At 66.8% G+C, this 16,092-nt stretch carries 16 protein-coding genes; 11 read left to right on the top strand and 5 right to left on the bottom strand.

The window, feature by feature from the left end:
- The gene (locus NMQ03_RS00625) at positions 1 to 978 is read left to right on the top strand and encodes a hypothetical protein (protein ID WP_255173935.1); all 978 of its coding nucleotides are present in this window, start codon (positions 1 to 3) and stop codon (positions 976 to 978) included.
- An 87-nt stretch (positions 979 to 1,065) separates the two neighbouring features.
- Here the strand turns inward: NMQ03_RS00625 and NMQ03_RS00620 are convergent, their stop codons facing one another.
- On the bottom strand, positions 1,066 to 1,638 hold the full coding sequence (locus NMQ03_RS00620; protein WP_255173934.1) for a hypothetical protein: 573 nt from the start codon (positions 1,636 to 1,638) through the stop codon (positions 1,066 to 1,068).
- 439 nt (positions 1,639 to 2,077) lie between these two features.
- Between NMQ03_RS00620 and NMQ03_RS00615 the strand changes: the two genes are divergently transcribed.
- The 6 genes from NMQ03_RS00615 to NMQ03_RS00590 all read left to right on the top strand — a co-directional run bounded on the left by NMQ03_RS00615 (position 2,078) and on the right by NMQ03_RS00590 (position 7,992).
- Complete coding sequence (locus NMQ03_RS00615; RefSeq protein WP_255173933.1) at positions 2,078 to 3,130, top strand: D-2-hydroxyacid dehydrogenase; 1,053 nt, start codon at positions 2,078 to 2,080, stop codon at positions 3,128 to 3,130.
- A 17-nt stretch (positions 3,131 to 3,147) separates the two neighbouring features.
- Positions 3,148 to 3,885 (top strand): fumarylacetoacetate hydrolase family protein, encoded by a 738-nt coding sequence (locus NMQ03_RS00610; protein ID WP_255173932.1) that lies wholly within the window; start codon positions 3,148 to 3,150, stop codon positions 3,883 to 3,885.
- 91 nt (positions 3,886 to 3,976) lie between these two features.
- Positions 3,977 to 4,774 carry an IclR family transcriptional regulator gene (locus tag NMQ03_RS00605; RefSeq protein ID WP_255173931.1) on the top strand — a complete coding sequence of 266 codons (798 nt, stop codon included), beginning with the start codon at positions 3,977 to 3,979 and terminating at the stop codon, positions 4,772 to 4,774.
- 160 nt (positions 4,775 to 4,934) lie between these two features.
- Positions 4,935 to 6,284 (top strand): MFS transporter, encoded by a 1,350-nt coding sequence (locus NMQ03_RS00600; protein WP_255173930.1) that lies wholly within the window; start codon positions 4,935 to 4,937, stop codon positions 6,282 to 6,284.
- 65 nt (positions 6,285 to 6,349) lie between these two features.
- Positions 6,350 to 7,225, top strand: a complete 876-nt coding sequence (locus tag NMQ03_RS00595) for an NAD(P)-dependent oxidoreductase (RefSeq protein WP_255175702.1) — start codon at positions 6,350 to 6,352, stop codon at positions 7,223 to 7,225.
- A 74-nt stretch (positions 7,226 to 7,299) separates the two neighbouring features.
- Positions 7,300 to 7,992 (top strand): PAS and ANTAR domain-containing protein, encoded by a 693-nt coding sequence (locus NMQ03_RS00590; protein WP_255173929.1) that lies wholly within the window; start codon positions 7,300 to 7,302, stop codon positions 7,990 to 7,992.
- Positions 7,993 to 8,015: 23 nt separating this feature from the next.
- Here NMQ03_RS00590 and NMQ03_RS00585 read toward each other — a convergent pair whose 3' ends face one another.
- On the bottom strand, positions 8,016 to 8,405 hold the full coding sequence (locus tag NMQ03_RS00585; RefSeq protein WP_255173928.1) for a YgjV family protein: 390 nt from the start codon (positions 8,403 to 8,405) through the stop codon (positions 8,016 to 8,018).
- Positions 8,406 to 8,661: 256 nt separating this feature from the next.
- Between NMQ03_RS00585 and NMQ03_RS00580 the strand changes: the two genes are divergently transcribed.
- The 3 genes from NMQ03_RS00580 to NMQ03_RS00570 all read left to right on the top strand — a co-directional run bounded on the left by NMQ03_RS00580 (position 8,662) and on the right by NMQ03_RS00570 (position 12,008).
- Positions 8,662 to 9,111, top strand: coding sequence for a helix-turn-helix transcriptional regulator (locus NMQ03_RS00580; RefSeq protein WP_255173927.1), 450 nt, complete (start codon positions 8,662 to 8,664; stop codon positions 9,109 to 9,111).
- Entirely contained in the window at positions 9,108 to 9,527 is a 420-nt protein-coding gene (locus NMQ03_RS00575) for a VOC family protein (protein WP_255173926.1), read from the top strand. Before NMQ03_RS00580 ends, NMQ03_RS00575 begins: the two co-directional genes overlap by 4 nt.
- A gap of 111 nt (positions 9,528 to 9,638) precedes the next feature.
- Positions 9,639 to 12,008 carry an excinuclease ABC subunit UvrA gene (locus NMQ03_RS00570; RefSeq protein WP_255175701.1) on the top strand — a complete coding sequence of 790 codons (2,370 nt, stop codon included), beginning with the start codon at positions 9,639 to 9,641 and terminating at the stop codon, positions 12,006 to 12,008.
- A 16-nt stretch (positions 12,009 to 12,024) separates the two neighbouring features.
- On the opposite strand, the gene NMQ03_RS00565 is transcribed toward NMQ03_RS00570, so the two are convergent.
- Positions 12,025 to 12,999, bottom strand: a complete 975-nt coding sequence (locus NMQ03_RS00565; protein WP_255173925.1) for an alpha/beta hydrolase — start codon at positions 12,997 to 12,999, stop codon at positions 12,025 to 12,027.
- Positions 13,000 to 13,061: 62 nt separating this feature from the next.
- Between NMQ03_RS00565 and NMQ03_RS00560 the strand changes: the two genes are divergently transcribed.
- Positions 13,062 to 13,634: an MOSC domain-containing protein gene (locus NMQ03_RS00560; protein ID WP_255173924.1), complete on the top strand. Its 573-nt coding sequence runs from the start codon at positions 13,062 to 13,064 to the stop codon at positions 13,632 to 13,634.
- 147 nt (positions 13,635 to 13,781) lie between these two features.
- Here NMQ03_RS00560 and NMQ03_RS00555 read toward each other — a convergent pair whose 3' ends face one another.
- Together NMQ03_RS00555 and NMQ03_RS00550 are read right to left on the bottom strand one after the other, a co-directional pair.
- Positions 13,782 to 15,296, bottom strand: a complete 1,515-nt coding sequence (locus NMQ03_RS00555; RefSeq protein WP_255173923.1) for an aldehyde dehydrogenase family protein — start codon at positions 15,294 to 15,296, stop codon at positions 13,782 to 13,784.
- Positions 15,293 to 16,063: an HD domain-containing protein gene (locus tag NMQ03_RS00550; protein WP_255173922.1), complete on the bottom strand. Its 771-nt coding sequence runs from the start codon at positions 16,061 to 16,063 to the stop codon at positions 15,293 to 15,295. The genes NMQ03_RS00555 and NMQ03_RS00550 overlap by 4 nt, the downstream gene beginning before the upstream one ends.
- Positions 16,064 to 16,092 lie beyond the last annotated feature (29 nt).

The raw sequence follows: 16,092 nt of genomic DNA, 5'->3' as shown, positions 1-16,092 counted from the left end.
GTGAAACCCGTGCGGCTGGTGCTGTCCGGCTTCGGTGCCGTGGGCCGCGCTTTTGCCGAGGTTGTCCTGGAGCAGGGTTCCCTGCTGCAGATTGCCGCCGTCCGGGGTCACGGGACGGAAGCCTTCCTTGCGCCCGGTTCGCCGGTTCCGGATCGCTCCTCTTGGGGGCCGATTCGGTCCATCGAAGAGACACTGGCCCGGACCGGCGCCTCCGTCCTGGTCCAGGCACTGCCTTCCTCGCCGGAGGCCCACGCGCGTGCGCTGGAGGAGGCGGTTGCCGCCCTCCGGAGTGGCGTGGACGTGGTGACAGCAACCAAGAGCCACGTGCTGAGCCATTGGCGGGACCTTGAGCGTGCGGCCCTCGATGGCGGGAGCCGCATCCGCATTTCAGGGGCCACCGGCGCCGCGCTTCCCGCTGCGGACATGGCCCGTGTCGCGCTGCGGGGCATGGGCTGCAACGCTGTCCGGGCCTGCCCCAACGGCACGTCCACGTTCATTCTCGATGAGCTTTCCCGCGGCGCCGGGTTGGAGTCCGCGGTCCTGGAGGCGCAGCGCAGGGGTATTGCGGAGGCAGACCCTTCCGCGGACCTGTCCGGGAAAGATGCGGCCACGAAGGTGCGGCTCATCGCCGGGCTTCTCTGGAACTGGGACGTCTCGCGGATTGCGGTGGAGGCGGAGCCCATCGGCTCTTCCACGGCTGCCAGGGCGCTGGAGGCCTCCAAGCGAGGATTGCGTTTGCGCGCTGTGGCGTCCGCGTCCCTGGAGCGGCCCATGGTGGTGACGGTTCGTTTGGAGGCCGTGGCCCCGGGAGACCCTCTTTTCTCCACTGCTGGACCGGAAAAGGCGATGGTTTTCAGGTGCCCGGACGCCGGGGACATCACCGTCCAGGGCGGCCGCTCCAGCCCGAAGGGGGCGGCGTTGGCGATGCTGAAGGACGTACTTGACTTGGGTGGGTTATTTAGCGCGGGGTTCCGCTAGAGACGTCCGGGGCCTGCCTCTTGGCAGTCCGATTGCGCACCGTCCGCATCCAACTCAACAGTCATTGCTTCCAGCCGAAAATGCCCTTCAATCGCTGCCGATTGCCCACAACCTGTATATGCAAATGCCGATATTGGCCAGGGCGAACAGGGTCAGTCCGATTTGCCAAATGACATAGCTTGGCCAGGAAAACACGCGCAGATACCGGGGGCTTTCCAAACCATAGTCTCCAGGCCGGTACGCACGCCCCAAGCGCGGGGCCTCCTCATATTTCCACGCCCAAGAGTGCGTGGACAGAGGCTCAATACCCATGGATTTTTCCAGTTCCATAAGCTTGTGCTTTTCGATGAGTTCTAGAAAGCGATGCCTCCCGAGTAAATGCATCGACATGAGTATGAGAACTGCTGCCAGCCCTGCCGATGTGGCTGCCGCCAGGTTGGCGACGTCGCGGCTCAGTGAGATTGTCATGAGGAATGACTGCGCGGTGAGGGCAAGAACAGGCGTTTGCCACAGCAATTCGTCGTGCGCAAGGAATCGGGCAGTCAGCATTTCATAAGTCAACTGGTCATGCCGGTGATCGATTTCCCGAGTCGGGAAGGATTGACCCGACGAGCGCCTTCCGGCTGGTTCCAATTCAGAACCTCCTGCGACGTCAGGCATGGTGCACCCCGGTCCCAGCTGGCCGGGCGTGCGGATAAGAACCCGCATTGATACCGCCGCCTAAACGAAAACCCCTCAGAAGATTTCCAGGAATGCAAGCGGATCGAAAATGACGCATCCGGACCTCCAGAGTGGACGTAATTCGCCCATCCTCCACGTGTTTTCACCCAGCAACTAGGGGTAATACTCCCCTTCTTTCATTCTTCGACTATTAGGGGCGCCCTTTGTGAACTCCCTCGAAGGGGTAATCAGGCCCTGCCGAGGAGGCGGATGCAGGCCGTGGGCGCTCACGGCGCCATCCCGACGGTTCCCCTTAGGGCTGTGGCCCCAGTAGTGGGCAACTGAGCCTATCTAAACCACCTCTGTCAGTTGGAGATCCCGGCACTTTCCCAACCCCTGGTTGTTCACTATCTAGAACACCACCCAGTATGCTGTACGCATGACTTCCACCAAGACCGTGGCCATCGCCGTCCCGCTCGAAGCAGAGCTTGTGGACCGGATCCGAGCCGTTGACCCCTTCATTACCGTCCTCTACCAGCCGGACCTCCTGCCGCCGGAACGCTTCCCGGCCGACCACGCGGGGGATCCGGCCTTCAAACGCACGGACGAACAGGAAGAGCGCTACTGGGCAATGCTCAACTGCGCCGAGGTGCTGTACGGCTTCCCCAACGAGGGCCCTGACGGCCTGGCGCGTATCGCCCGCGAGAACCCAAGGCTCGAGTGGGTCCACGCGATGGCGGCCGGCGCAGGCGGAGCCGTGAAGGCATCGGGGCTGAGCCAGGATGTCCTGCAAAAGTTCAAGATCACTACCTCCGCCGGGGTGCACGCCCTGCCCCTCGCAGAGTTCGCAGCGATGGGAATCCTCAACGGCTTCAAGCGCAGCGCCGAACTTGCCCAGGACCAGGCCGCGAAGGCGTGGCCCAGCCTCCGGGTCCCCACCCGGCTGGTCAGCGGATCAACCCTGGTAGTCGCCGGCCTCGGGGAAATTGGACTGGAAACGGCCCGGATCGCAAGGGCCCTGGGAATGAAGGTCAGCGGCAGCAAACGAAGCGTGGAACCCATCGACGGGATCGACCACGTCGTGGACAACGAAGGCCTCCCCGCCCTCCTGGCCACGGCAGACGCCGTCGTCAACACTCTGCCCGGCACCGCCTACACGGAAAAGCTGTTCAACCGGGAGATGTTCGCCGCCATGAAGCCCGGGACCACGTTCGTCAACGTGGGCCGCGGAACGGTCGTGGACGAGGATGCGCTGCTGGAGGCACTGGACAACGGCCAGGTGGGCTACGCCTGCCTGGACGTCTTCGCCGTGGAACCACTGCCGCAGGACAGCCCCCTGTGGAACCACCCCAAGGTCATGGTCTCACCCCACACCTCGGCCCTCAGCGCCGCCGAGAACCGCCTCATCACGGAGCGGTTCTGCAGCAATCTCCGGACGTTCCTCGACGGCGGGGACCTCCCCCACCTCGTGGACACGGTCCACTTCTACTAGGACTGGGCGGAGAACCGGTGCGCATCGCAAGACTAAAAACAGCAGCAGGCCCGCAGCACGCAATCGAACGGGACGGGGAATGGCACCACGTCATCGACCCGTTTGAGGAAACCCTCCGCTACACCGGCGGCGCCACCGCACACAGCGAGGCGACGTTCCTCGCCCCGGTGACGCCCGCCGTCGTCCTGGGCATTGGCCACAACCGGACCTTGAATGACCATCCCCTGCCCATCCAGGCGTGGCACAAGTCCGTCCACACCGTCGCCGGGCCGGGCGACGCCATCACCGCAGTCCGCGGCCAAGGCACGGTCAATGCCGAGGGTGAACTCGCCGTCGTGATCGGCAGGACAGCCGCCAACCTGACTTCAGAAAACGCCCTGGATCACGTCCTCGGCTACACCTGCGTCAACGACGTCACCAACGTGGACCAGAACGCGGTGGACGAGCGGAACTTCCAAGGCAAGGCCGGCGTCAACTACACACCCATCGGCCCCTGGATAGAAACCAGACTCCCGGACCCCGAAAAGGTGGCCATCGACGTCTATGTCAACGGGACAGCCAAGGCCACCTCCGGGACCTTCAACCTCCCCTCCTCGGTAGTGGAATGCCTCATCTACGTCACATCATGGCTGATTCTGGAACCCGGCGACGTGGTGATGACCGGAGCGCCCGCCACAGTGGTACCCGTCGAGCCCGGGGACCGGGTGGAGATTGTGGTGGAGGGCATCGGCACCCTGAGCAGCCCGGTGGCCTGACGGCGTCGTGGGCCGTTGCGGCATTTATGATGGATTGCGTTCAGTTGACTGAACGACACCGACGTCTGCCCTGGCGACCCAAAGGAGAATCATGGCCGATTCCCATGCCCCCGCTTCATCCGACAAAGCGGGAGCCACCTCGTCGGCTCCGGCTGTCACCCGGGCAGCAGCCGTCCTGGATGCCCTCGCCGCCTCGGCCACCGGCCGCCTGACCCTGAGCGACCTCTCGCGCGAAGTGGGCATCCCCAAGTCCTCCACTTCCAACCTCCTGCTGGCACTGGAGGAGGCCCGGCTGATCAGCCGGCAGGGCTCGGAGTTCACCCTGGGCCGCAAGCTGGTGGAACTGGGCGCCGCCTACCTTGGCCGGATGGATGAGGTGCAGGAGTTCTACCGCTACTGCGAACAGGCCTCCGTCCTTTCCCGCGAGACGGTGCGGATTGCCATGCTGGACGGCACCAACGTCATCTACTTGGCCCGGTACGAAGGTCATCCCGCGGTGCGGCTCACGTCCAACATCGGCGACAAGATGCCGGTGTCCCTGTGCGCCGTGGGCAAGGCGCTGATTGCGCGGCTGCGTGACCATGACTTGGAGGAAATGTTCCCGGACGATGCTGAATTGCCGGTGCTCACACCCAAATCCCTGCGCACGGGTGCGGAATTGAAGGCGCAGCTGAAGGAGATCCGCGAGCAGGGCTTTGCCTTCGAGGACGAAGAATCCACCACCGGCGTGGTGTGCCTCGCCGTCTCCGTCCCCACCCGCGGCGCCCACGGTCCCAGCCTGGGCCTTTCCGTGACAGCCCTCAAGGCCACCTACACGCCGGAGCAGGGGTCCCAAATGGTCAAGGAACTGCAGGAACTCGCCCACTCTTTGGGCAACCCGATGGGCTAGGGACGCGCCAACCGGACGGGGCTTTTCGTAAATCAAAACCAAAAACTGTTGCTCGTTGTTCAGCTTGCTGTATTGTGTTCAGCATAGTGACCGACACAACAGGTGTTGTCGCTATCCCACCAGGCCAACGGGGGCCTGGAGTGCATTAGAGGGAGTTCTCGTGACAACTCGTACTAACTCACCGCAGGCCACCACGGACGGCGCCGTCGTCGATCCGGACCAGCTGCGAAGGGCAACACTTGCCAGCTCCGTGGGATCCGCCCTGGAGTACTACGACTTCTACATCTACGGCCTGGCCTCGGCCCTGATCTTTGGCCCGCTGTTCTTCGCGCCGCTCGGCGAGAGCGGAGCCGTCATCGCCTCCTTCGCCACCTACGGCGTCGGCTTCGCGGCGCGGCCCTTCGGCGGCGTGGTCTTCGGCCACATCGGGGACCGCTTCGGCCGCAAGATGGTGCTCATCCTGACCATCGGGCTGATGGGCCTGTCCAGCTGCGCCATCGGCCTCCTGCCCACCTTTGAACAGGCGGGAATGCTGGGAGCGGTGCTCCTGGTGACGCTGCGCATCCTGCAGGGCCTGGGCGCAGGCGCCGAGCAGGCAGGCGCCACCACCCTTATCTCCGAGGTGGCCCCGCGCCGTCGTCGTGGTTTCTTTGCCTCCCTGCCGTTCGTGGGCATCCAGCTCGGCACCCTCCTGGGCGCCGGCACCTTCGCCCTGATGGCCCTGGCGGACAAGCAGGTCCTGCAGGGCTGGCTTTGGCGCGTTCCGTTCCTGGCCAGCATCATCCTGATCGCGATTGCCGTGTTCATCCGCCTCCGCCTCAAGGAGACCCCGGTCTTCCAGGAACTGGAGAAGCACAAGGCCGTCGTCAAGAACCCGGTGGGCCAGATCTGGAAGCACTCCAAGAAGAACGTGCTGGTGGGCATTGGCCTCCGCATGGGCGAAAACGGCAACTCGTCCATCTACTCCGCGCTGCTGGTGTCCTTCATCAGCATGCCGGCCGGCGTCTTCCCCGGCGACAAGTTCATTGGCCCCACCGGCCTGCTGATTGCCGCGGGCTTCGCAGCGGTGCTGGTCGTTGCCTTCGGCGCCCTGTCCGACCGCTTCGGCCGGGTCCCCGTGTACCGCTACGGCGCGCTCTTCCAGGCCGTCATCGCCCTGCCGGCCTTCTACCTGGTCACGCTCGGCAACGTCGCCTTGGTCTGGGCGGTCATGGTGGTGGGCATCGCCCTGGGCGTGCAGTCCATGCTTGGTCCGCAGTGCGCCCTGCTCCCGGAACTCTTCGGCTCCCAGCACCGCTTCACCGGCGTGGCGCTCAGCCGCGAACTTTCCGCGGTGCTCGCCGGCGGCTTTGCCCCGATGATCGGCGTCGCACTGCTGGCGGCCACCAACCATTCCTGGCTGGTGCCCGCGATCTACTCGCTGGTCCTGGCGGCAATCTCGTTCGCCACCACGTTCTTCACCCCGGAAACCAACGGCCGCGACCTGGTCCTCGTGGAGGACGCCAGGTGAACAACGGCAACGCCGGCCCGGCGGATCCCGCACCCAAGCGCGCGGGGTTCGTCGGGCTGGGGCTGATGGGGGCACCGATGGCCGCCAACCTGCTCACGGCAGGGTGGCAGGTCACGGGCTGGAACCGCTCCCCCGCCGCGGTCCGCGACCTCGAGTCGCTGGGCGGGACCGGCGCCAGCCACGTTGCGGACCTTCGGGACGAGCCCGTCATCATCTTCATGCTCCCCGACCTCCCCTTCATCGAGGACGCTGCGGCGGGGCTCCTGGAAGCGTGGCGGGCGGAACCGCCCGCAGCCGGGACACTCGTTGTGGTGATGAGCAGCGTGTCCCCGGTCGCGGTGCGGGCCTTCGGGCTCGCTGTTGCGGATGCCAGCGGCGGGAACGCCTCAGTGCTCGATGCCCCGGTCAGCGGCGGAACGGACGGAGCGCAACGGGGGATCCTGGCCATCATGGTAAGCGGATCCCCGGAAGACTTCAACCGGGCCCTCCCGGCTTTGGAAGCAATGGGGACCTCCGTCCGCCGGCTGGGGGACCTGGGTGCCGGCTCGCTGGCCAAGGCATGCAACCAGCTGATCGTGGGAACCACGACGGCGGCACTCGCCGAAGCTGCCGAGCTTGCGGAACGCTCCGGCCTGGACGTCAGTGCCCTCTTCGAGGTCCTGGCTGGCGGCCTCGCTGCCAGCAGGGTGCTGGATCTGGTGGGCCCCCGGCTCGCGGCAAAGGATTACACGCCGACGGGACCGGCGAAGTTCATGCACAAGGACCTGTCCTTCGTGCTGGAAAGCGCCGCCAATGCCCGCACCGCTACACCCATGGCTTCCGCTGGCGTCGACCTGTACGCGGAACTGGTGGCGCAGGGCCTGGGCGACCAGGACCTGGCCGCGGTACGGCAGGCCATTGCCAATCTGGGCACCGCCTCCGCCGAGGAGTCTCCGCACTAAGTCCGCTGTTCGCCCGGCCCTGTTTAAGCCGCCCGGGCCTGCGGGCCCAGCCGCGGGCCCGCTGCTATATTCTGGTGTTTTCAGGCCTGGGCGCAGGGGAGCCGGGCTACAGCACGTCGAACGGCCCTTCAGTGATTCCCAACAGTGCACACCCAGACTCCATACAGGGGAAAGTCCCGCCCACCGATTTCCTCAACTGCCCCACCGGATTCGTCGAGTACTACTTCGCGGACGGCGTCTTCCGCTGGTCAGACGGGCTGTACCGGATGTACGGGTACGAACGGGGCGAGGTGGTCCCGACCATGGAGATGGTTCTTCCCCACGTCGAGCCCGAAGACCGGCCAAGGGTCCAGGCATACTGGGACCATGTGTCCACCCATGGCGGACCGTCATCCCTCTACCTGTCCATCCGGGACCGCAAGGACCGCCAGCACAAGCTGCTTTACTCTGCTGACTACATCATGGACGGAGACACCCCGATCGGCGTCTGGGGCGTGGTGGTGGACCTCACCACGTCAATCCATACGGACCGGCACCAGCTTGCCACCGAGGCGGTGGCGGCGTCGGCCCTCAACCGGGCGGTCATCGAACAAGCCAAGGGCGTCCTGATGGGCCGCACCGGAGTCACCGCCGACCAGGCCTACGGGCTCATCAACCAACTGAGCCAGGACACAAACCGCAAGGTCTACGCTGTTGCGCAGGACATCGTTGACCGCGCCACCGTTCGCGCCGGAGATCCGGAGAGCCAGAGCCATCCCCTGCTGTAACCGCCGGGACCGCCGTCATTGGCCTAGACGGCCAGCCGGGGCCCGTCCGACAGGACGGGCGCGGAACTGACTACGGGCAGGGCGTCAGTGAATGCCTCGACGACGGCCAACTGGCCGGTGGAGTCCGGAACACCCGGATACTGGACATACGCGGCTTCAACCGGCTCGGCGGCCGCTTCCTCCGAACGCATGCGGACCAGCGCCACGGCAGAGATCAGGAACCAGGCAATATTGGTAACCACTGACGGCCAGGCGCCGTGCAGCGTTCCGTTGATGATGAAGGCGACCGAACCGAACAGATTGGCGGTCTGGAAGCCCTTCCCGGCCTTCAGCCACCCCATGGAAACAGACAGGTAAGCACTGAGAATCGCAACCGCGCCTGCCCAGCCGGCAATTTCCCACAGCAGTTCCATGGCGTCCTTCCAAGGTGGTACCTGCGCAGTATCAGGGCAGGGCTCAAGAGGTGGTTCAAGGTTGGTTTCGCCGGATGCCGTTCCGTGGGAACCTGCATCATCCAGCTCTGCGTTGACTCGAGCCCTGTTCGGGCGAGGACCTCTTACGCTGACCGGCGGCATAATCATATCCCGCGCGCGGACGCCCAAATTACTGCCGATACGTGATACTCCCCACGTCTGGACAAGGCCCGCGCGGCGTAGCACGATCGAAGCTGTGACCAGCAGTCCTGCCTCCGATCCCTACCTCCGCGAACTCACCCAGCTGAGGCGTGTCAAGGACCGGATGGACCGCGAATATGCGCAGCCGCTGGACGTCGAATCCCTCGCCCGGGACGTCCACATGTCGACCGGCCATTTCAGCCGCCGCTTCAGGCTGGCCTACGGCGAATCCCCTTATAGCTACCTCATGACCCGCCGAATCGAACGGGCCATGGCGCTGCTCCGCAAGGGCGACCTCAGCGTCACCGAGGTGTGCTTCGCCGTCGGCTGTTCCTCGCTGGGCACCTTCAGCACCCGCTTCAGCGAACTGGTGGGCATGCCGCCGAGCGTCTACAAACAGGAGGCAGCGGAGTCGACGGCGGGAATCCCGGCCTGCGTGGCGAAACAGGTCACCAGACCGGTCAGGAATCGAGAAGCGCCGGCCCGTGAGCCGTCACTAGCATGACTGCCATGGACATCAACATTTCCTCAACCTTCCTTCCCGCCACCGATCCCGATGCGTCCCTGGCGTTCTACCGCGACGCCCTGGGCTTCGAAATCCGCAACGACGTAGGCCGCGGCAGCATGCGGTGGATCACCGTGGGCCCCGCTTACCAGAAGGACGTTTCCATCGTCCTTCACCCGCCGGCCGTGGACCCGGGCATCACCGAGGACGAGCGCCGCACCATCACCGAGATGATGGCCAAAGGCACCTACGCCACCATCGTCCTCTCCTCCCCCGACGTGGACGCCGCGTTCGCCAAGGTGGAGGCAACCGGGGCCGACGTCGTGCAGGAACCCATCGACCAGCCCTACGGCATCCGCGACTGCGCCTTCCGCGACCCCGCCGGCAACACGGTCCGCATCAACCAGCAGCCCTAGGCATATAAACAGACACGTATATACCGGACGACGCCGGAACGGGGCTGCCAGCGCAGCTCCGCTTCGGCGCCGCTCCAGGAAGAGGGGGACACCTTGAGCACGGAAGCAGACATGGAAACCAGGCAGGCGGCGCACGTTGCCGACAGCCACGACCTGATCCGGGTCCAGGGCGCCCGGGAGAACAACCTGAAGGACGTGAGCCTGGAGCTGCCCAAGCGCCGGCTGACCGCGTTTACGGGTGTTTCCGGCTCCGGCAAGAGCTCGCTGGTGTTCGCCACCATCGCCGCCGAGTCGCAGCGGATGATCAACGAAACCTACAGCGCCTTTGTCCAGGGGTTCATGCCCAGCCTGGCCCGGCCGGACGTGGACCGGTTGGAGGGCCTGACCACGGCGATCATCGTGGACCAGGAGCGGATGGGCGCCAACCCGCGCTCCACCGTAGGCACGGCCACCGACGCCAACGCCATGCTGCGGATCCTGTTCAGCAGGCTGGGCAAGCCCTACGTCGGCCCGCCCACGGCCTTCTCCTTCAACGTGCCCACCCGCAAGGCCAGCGGCATCATGAGCACCGAGAAAGGCGGCCGGGTGGAGAAGAACGTGGTGCGCCAGGTGACCTATCTGGGCGGCATGTGCCCGCGCTGCGAGGGCATGGGGAACATCAGCGACATCGACCGGACCGCCCTCTACGACGAGTCGAAGTCCCTGTCCGAAGGCGCGCTGACCGTTCCCGGCTACTCCATGGATGGCTGGTACGGCCGCCTGTTCGAGGGCATGGGCCTGCCCATGGACAAACCGATCGCCAAGTTCACGGCGAAGCAGCTGGACACGATGCTGTACGCCGAGCCCACCAAAATCAAGGTGGAAGGCGTCAACCTCACGTTCGAAGGGGTCATCCCCAAGATCCAGAAGTCCATGCTCTCCAAGGACGTGGAGGCGATGCAGCCGCACGTGAAGCGGTTCGTGGAGCGCGCCGTCACGTTCGCCACCTGCCCGGACTGCGGCGGGACCCGCCTGACCCCGGAGGTGCTCAACTCCCGGATCAACGGCAAGAACATCGCGGACCTGTGCACCATGCAGATCAGCGACCTGGCCCAGTGGATCCGCGGGCTCGACGAGCCCTCCGTCCGGCCGCTGCTCGCCGGGCTGCGGGACCTGCTGGATTCGTTCGCCGAGATCGGCCTGGGCTACCTGTCGCTGGACCGCCCGGCGGGCACCCTATCCGGCGGTGAAGCGCAGCGGACCAAGATGATCCGGCACCTGGGCTCCTCCCTCACCGATGTCACCTACGTTTTCGATGAACCGAGCATCGGCCTGCACCCGCACGACATCGAGCGGATGAACACGCTCCTGCTGCAGCTGCGCGACAAAGGCAACACGGTCCTGGTGGTGGAGCACAAGCCGGAGATGATCGCCATCGCCGACCACGTCGTCGACCTCGGTCCCAAGGCCGGTACCGGCGGCGGCGAGATTGTCTACGAGGGCAATGTGGACGGGCTGCGTTCCAGCGGCACCATTACCGGCCGGCACCTGGACGACCGCGCCCGCCTGAAGGACTCCTTCCGGAAGGCCGCCGGCGCGCTCGAGGTCCGCGCCGCCTCGACCAACAATCTGCAGGACGTCGACGTCGATGTGCCGCTCGGCGTGCTCTGCGTGGTGACGGGCGTAGCCGGGTCCGGCAAGAGCTCCCTGATCCACGGCTCGCTGGCAAAGCGCGAAGGGGTGGTCGTGATCGACCAGGGCGCCATCAAGGGGTCCCGGCGGAGCAATCCGGCCACCTACACGGGGCTGCTGGAGCCCATCCGCAAGGCGTTCGCCAAGGCCAACGGCGTCAAGCCGGCGCTCTTCAGCTCCAACTCAGAGGGTGCCTGCCCCACCTGCAACGGCGCCGGCGTGATCTTCACCGAGCTGGGCGTCATGGCCACGGTCGAGTCCACCTGCGAGGACTGCGAGGGGCGCCGTTTCCAGCCCGCCGTCCTCGAATACACTCTGGGCGGCCAGAACATTGCGGACGTCCTGGACATGTCCGTGGACGCGGCGCTGGCGTATTTTGCCGACGGCGAGGCCAAAACACCCGCCGCGCACAAGGTCCTGGAACGCCTGGCGGACGTGGGCCTGGGCTACATTTCTTTGGGCCAGCCGCTAACCACCCTGTCCGGCGGCGAGCGCCAGCGGCTCAAGCTGGCCACCCAGATGGCGGAGGCCGGGGACGTCTACATCCTGGACGAGCCCACGGTGGGGCTGCACCTGGCGGACGTCGAACAGCTGCTGGGGCTGCTGGACCGGCTGGTTGATTCCGGAAAGTCCGTGATCGTCATTGAGCACCATCAGGCGGTGATGGCGCACGGTGACTGGATTATCGACATCGGCCCGGGAGCAGGGCACGACGGCGGCAGGATCGTCTTCGAGGGCACCCCGGCTGACCTGGTGGTAAGCCGGGCGACGCTCACCGGCCAGCATCTGGCGGCGTACGTCGGGGCCTGAAGCCGCTGGACCCTGCTTAGCGTCCGCCCGGCAGCTGACCCAGGAAGCTGACGGTGGCGGCGGCGACCTGCTGCTGGGCGGCGCTGCGGCTGATGCCGGGCTCGCCGTCGCCCGGTTGTGCACCGTAGTCACCGAAGAACGCGTGCACTCCGCCCTGGACCGCGGCGAACTCCGTGTCCGGGGGCAGGAGTTCCCGGGAGGCCTGGATCTTGTCCGGCGTGCTGAGACCGTCCTTGGTCCCGGAGACGGACAGGACGGAGAGGCCGGGCCGTCCCCGCAGCGATTCCACCGGGTAGGAGGCGTACAGGACCAGGCCTTTGATGTCGGTGTTCGCCAGGGCGAATGACGATGCGGACACCCCGCCCAGGGAGTGGCCGCCCACCGCCCACGTGGTGATGTCCGGGTTGTCCTCGATGGCGCTGCGGGCCTGGTTGCCGTCCAGCAGGCTCAGCCCGAGCGGCTCCTTCAGGATGACCACCCGGTACCCGGCGCCCACCACGGGGCCCAGGATGTCCTGGTAGGCCCGGGCGTCCACGCGTGCGCCCGGGTAGAAGACCAGTCCCTTGGTGGTGTTGGCTGCCTCGGGGGACATGGTGATGGCGGTGCTGGTTTCGGTGACGGTGAGGTCCGACGCCGGCCCGGCCTCCGCCGTCGGGCCCGGCTGGTAGGCGAAGGGGCTGAGCCAGGCCAGCCCGGCGGCGAGCGCCAGGACGGCAACCCTGCCGGCCCACGCCGCGACGGCCCGGACGCGGGAGCGGGGCCGGGGGACATCGCGGCGGCGCCAGAGCAGAGCTGCCCAGCCGGCACCGGCGGCAGCCGCTGCCAGGAGGATGCCCGGCAGCAGCGGGTGGCCGCCCAGGACGGCGGGGTTCCCTGCCAGCATCCACAGCGCAACCCCGGTCAGGGCGGCAGCGCACCCTGCCGATGCCCAGAAAAGGGCCGTCCGTTTCCTGGGCGGCGCGCTGGCTTGGCCGGCGGGTGTGGTCTCCATGGTTCCTGATCCTTCCATCCGGCGGCAGGATTTCAATGCCGGGCTGGCCTACGCTTGGCCGTATGCCCGAAAAGTTCCGGTACGACGTCGAGATCCTGCACCTGCTGGTATCCCCCGCGCACGCGTACTTTGGCCGTGCCCGCGACGGCGCAGCCGACGTCCCCACCACCGATGCTCCGCAGGCTGAGGTGGTGGTAAGCAAGGGCATCGTGGGCGACCGTTTCTTCGGCAGGGCCGCGCACATGGACGCTGCGGTAACCCTGTTCGCCGTGGAGTCCCTCGAGGCCATCGCCGCCGAGTTGGGCACGGCGCCGTTCGATCCGCTGCTGACCCGCCGGAACCTGGTGCTGCGCGGAGCCCAGCTGGTGCCGTTGCTGGGGCAGGACTTCGTGTTGGAATCCGGCGACTCCTCGGTGACCCTGCACGGGGGCCGGCACGCCCAGCCCTGCGCCTGGATGAACGAAATGCTCGCCCCCGGCGCCCATCCGGCCATGCGCGGCCGTGGCGGCATCCGCTGCCGGGCCGTCTCCAGTGGATTTTTGCACCAGGGTCCTGCCGTGCTGGTCAGCCCGGTGCCGCTGGACCCTGCGCAGGCAGGCGAGGCGAGCGTCCTCCGTCCGTCCCGCCTGCCGTAGCAGGCCCAGCCCTGCAAGACGCAAGACGGACGACGGCGTCACGCACGGCACGCTTTCGGCCCACCTTGGGCGGGGAAGCCCCGGAAATCCTGGCTTCCGCCGTCGTGCGCTGCCTGAAAGCATGCTTGGCGCGACGCCTGCCGCGCCCTACCTTTTCCGGTGGATCGACTTGTAGCTCAGGTAGGCGTTGAGGCCCTCGATCCCGTACTCGGTGCCCAGCCCGGAGTCATGCCGGCCGCCGAACGGGGCGGAGTGGTTGGAGGCGAAGAAGTTCAGTCCCACCGAGCCCGTGTCCATGCGGTCCGCCACGGCGAGCGCGGCGTCCTCGTCCCGGCCGAACACCAGGCCGCCCAGGCCGAATTCAGTGTTGTTCGCCAGCGCCACTGCCTCCTCGACACTGCCGCCGGCGTCGTTGTATTTGAGGATGGTGATCACCGGCCCGAAGATCTCTTCGCGGGCGATCCGCATGTCCGGGGTGACGTCGGCGAACACCGTGGGCTCCACAAAGTAGCCGTTCTCCAACCCTCCGGTCAGCGACGCAGCGCGCCCTCCAGTGGTGGCGCGGGCGCCTTCAGCCAGCCCGGACTCAACGTACTCCATGACGGTCCGGTACTGCGATTCGGTGGCGCAGGGGCCAAACACCGTCTCGGGATCCAACGGATCACCCTGTTTCCCGGCGGCAATTGTGGCAGTAACCATGTCCACCACTTCGTCGTAGCGGCTGGCCGGGGCCAGAATGCGGGTCGAGATGTAGCAGGTCTGCCCGGTGTTGCGCATGGAGGACTTGATCAGCACCCGGGACATGGCGTCCAAATCCGCGTCCGGCAGGACGATGGCGCTGGACTTGCCGCCCAGTTCCAGCGTGACCGGGCGCAGCAGCCCGCCGCAGGCCGCGGCGATCTTGCGGCCCACCGGCGTCGAACCCGTGAACGCCACCTTGGCCACTCCGGGGTGCTTGACCAGCACGTCACCCAGGCGGCCGGAGCCGGTGACCAGGTTGACGACGCCGGCCGGGACGCCTGCTGCGGCAATGGCGTCGATGATCACCCGGATGGACAGCGGGGTGGGGGACGCCGGTTTGATCACCACGGTGCAGTACCAGCAGCGCCGCGCCAGCTTGATCATCACCAGGTTGATGGGGAAGTTCCACGGGGCGATCAGGGCGCAGACGCCCAGGGGATCGCGCCGCACCACTGATTCGCCGCCGCCGCGGGGGAAGGGCCGGACGTCCTCCTGTTCCAGGTAACCGGCCAGGGTGGCGAAGTAGCGGAGGATCCCGGCGGCGTTGGCGGCGGCACCGGACGATTCGGCCACCGGGGATCCGTTCTCCCGCGAGTTGGTCAGGGAGAGTTCGTCAGCGCGTTTCTCCACTTCGTCGGCGATCCGGAGCAGGTAGGCGGCCCGCCCGGACGGTGCCAGCCGGGGCCATTCGCCAGCGAACGCCTTGTGGGCGGATCCGACGGCGGCGTCCACGTCGTCCGGGGTGCCGTCCGGGACCGAGCCCCAGATTTCGCCGGTGGCGGGGTCGGTGACCGGGTTGCGGCCGATGCCCCGGGAACGCTGCCAGGCGCCGTCGTAGTAGATGGTGTCCACGTGGGTGTGCGGCAGGGCAAGGCCGGACCGTGTGGCCAGGGCGGGTGCGTCGTGCGTGGCGGAGGTCATCGGATCACCGCCGTCTTCAGCAGGGCGTTGGACCGGCAGAGGTCCGCGGTGGCCATCTCCAGGGCAGCCTCAGTGATGAGTTCCGGGATGATTTCGGCGGCCAGCCGGTCCGTGTAGGTGGCGGGGTCCATCCCGAACCAGGATGAGGCCAGGGCGATGCCGGCGTGGTCGAACCGCCACAGCCTGTCGGCGTCACGCATCAGCGCGTCCTCCAGTGAGCGGGCCACGGGCCGGGTGTCGTGGCCGTCGATGATCGCACAGACCTGGTCCACGAAGCCGGGGGCGTAGCCCAGTCCGGGGAGGACCCGTCGGGCCACGTCGCAGCCCTGCTTCTCGTGCTCATAGCGGATGGTGGCCTTGCGCCAGTCCCCCGTGAACCCTTCCGAGAGGATCCGGGACTCATCCACGTGGGCCCAGCCGGTGTCGTGCAGCAGCGTTGCCACCCGGACCAGTTCGGCGTCCGCGTCCGGGTAGGCCCGGCACAGCCGTTCGGCGAAGGCAAGGGAGATGGGCAGGTGGATGTCGTTGCCGCGGGTCCTGGTTTCGTGGACCACTGCTTTCCAGAGCGCGTCGAGCGAGTCCAGGGCCGCTGGGGTGCCCGTGATGGGGGTGGTATCCACGGGTCCCGGGGCGGGAATGGGCCGGACGCTGTACTCAGCGGCAAAGGCATCGGCCAGGGCGTCGCCCGTGTCCGGTGCGGTGCCGGGGGCGCTGCCGGCGGCGGTGCCGGGCTCCGCCGGGGCAAACGGCGTCTTGGGGGTGCTCATAATGCTCCTTCGGGTTGACCGGCCTCGCG

It is taken from the genome of Arthrobacter sp. DNA4, assembly GCF_024362385.1.
Lineage (GTDB): Bacteria > Actinomycetota > Actinomycetes > Actinomycetales > Micrococcaceae > Arthrobacter.
Note: the sequence above shows the minus strand (reverse complement) of the source record. Positions and strands in the feature narration are given on the sequence as shown.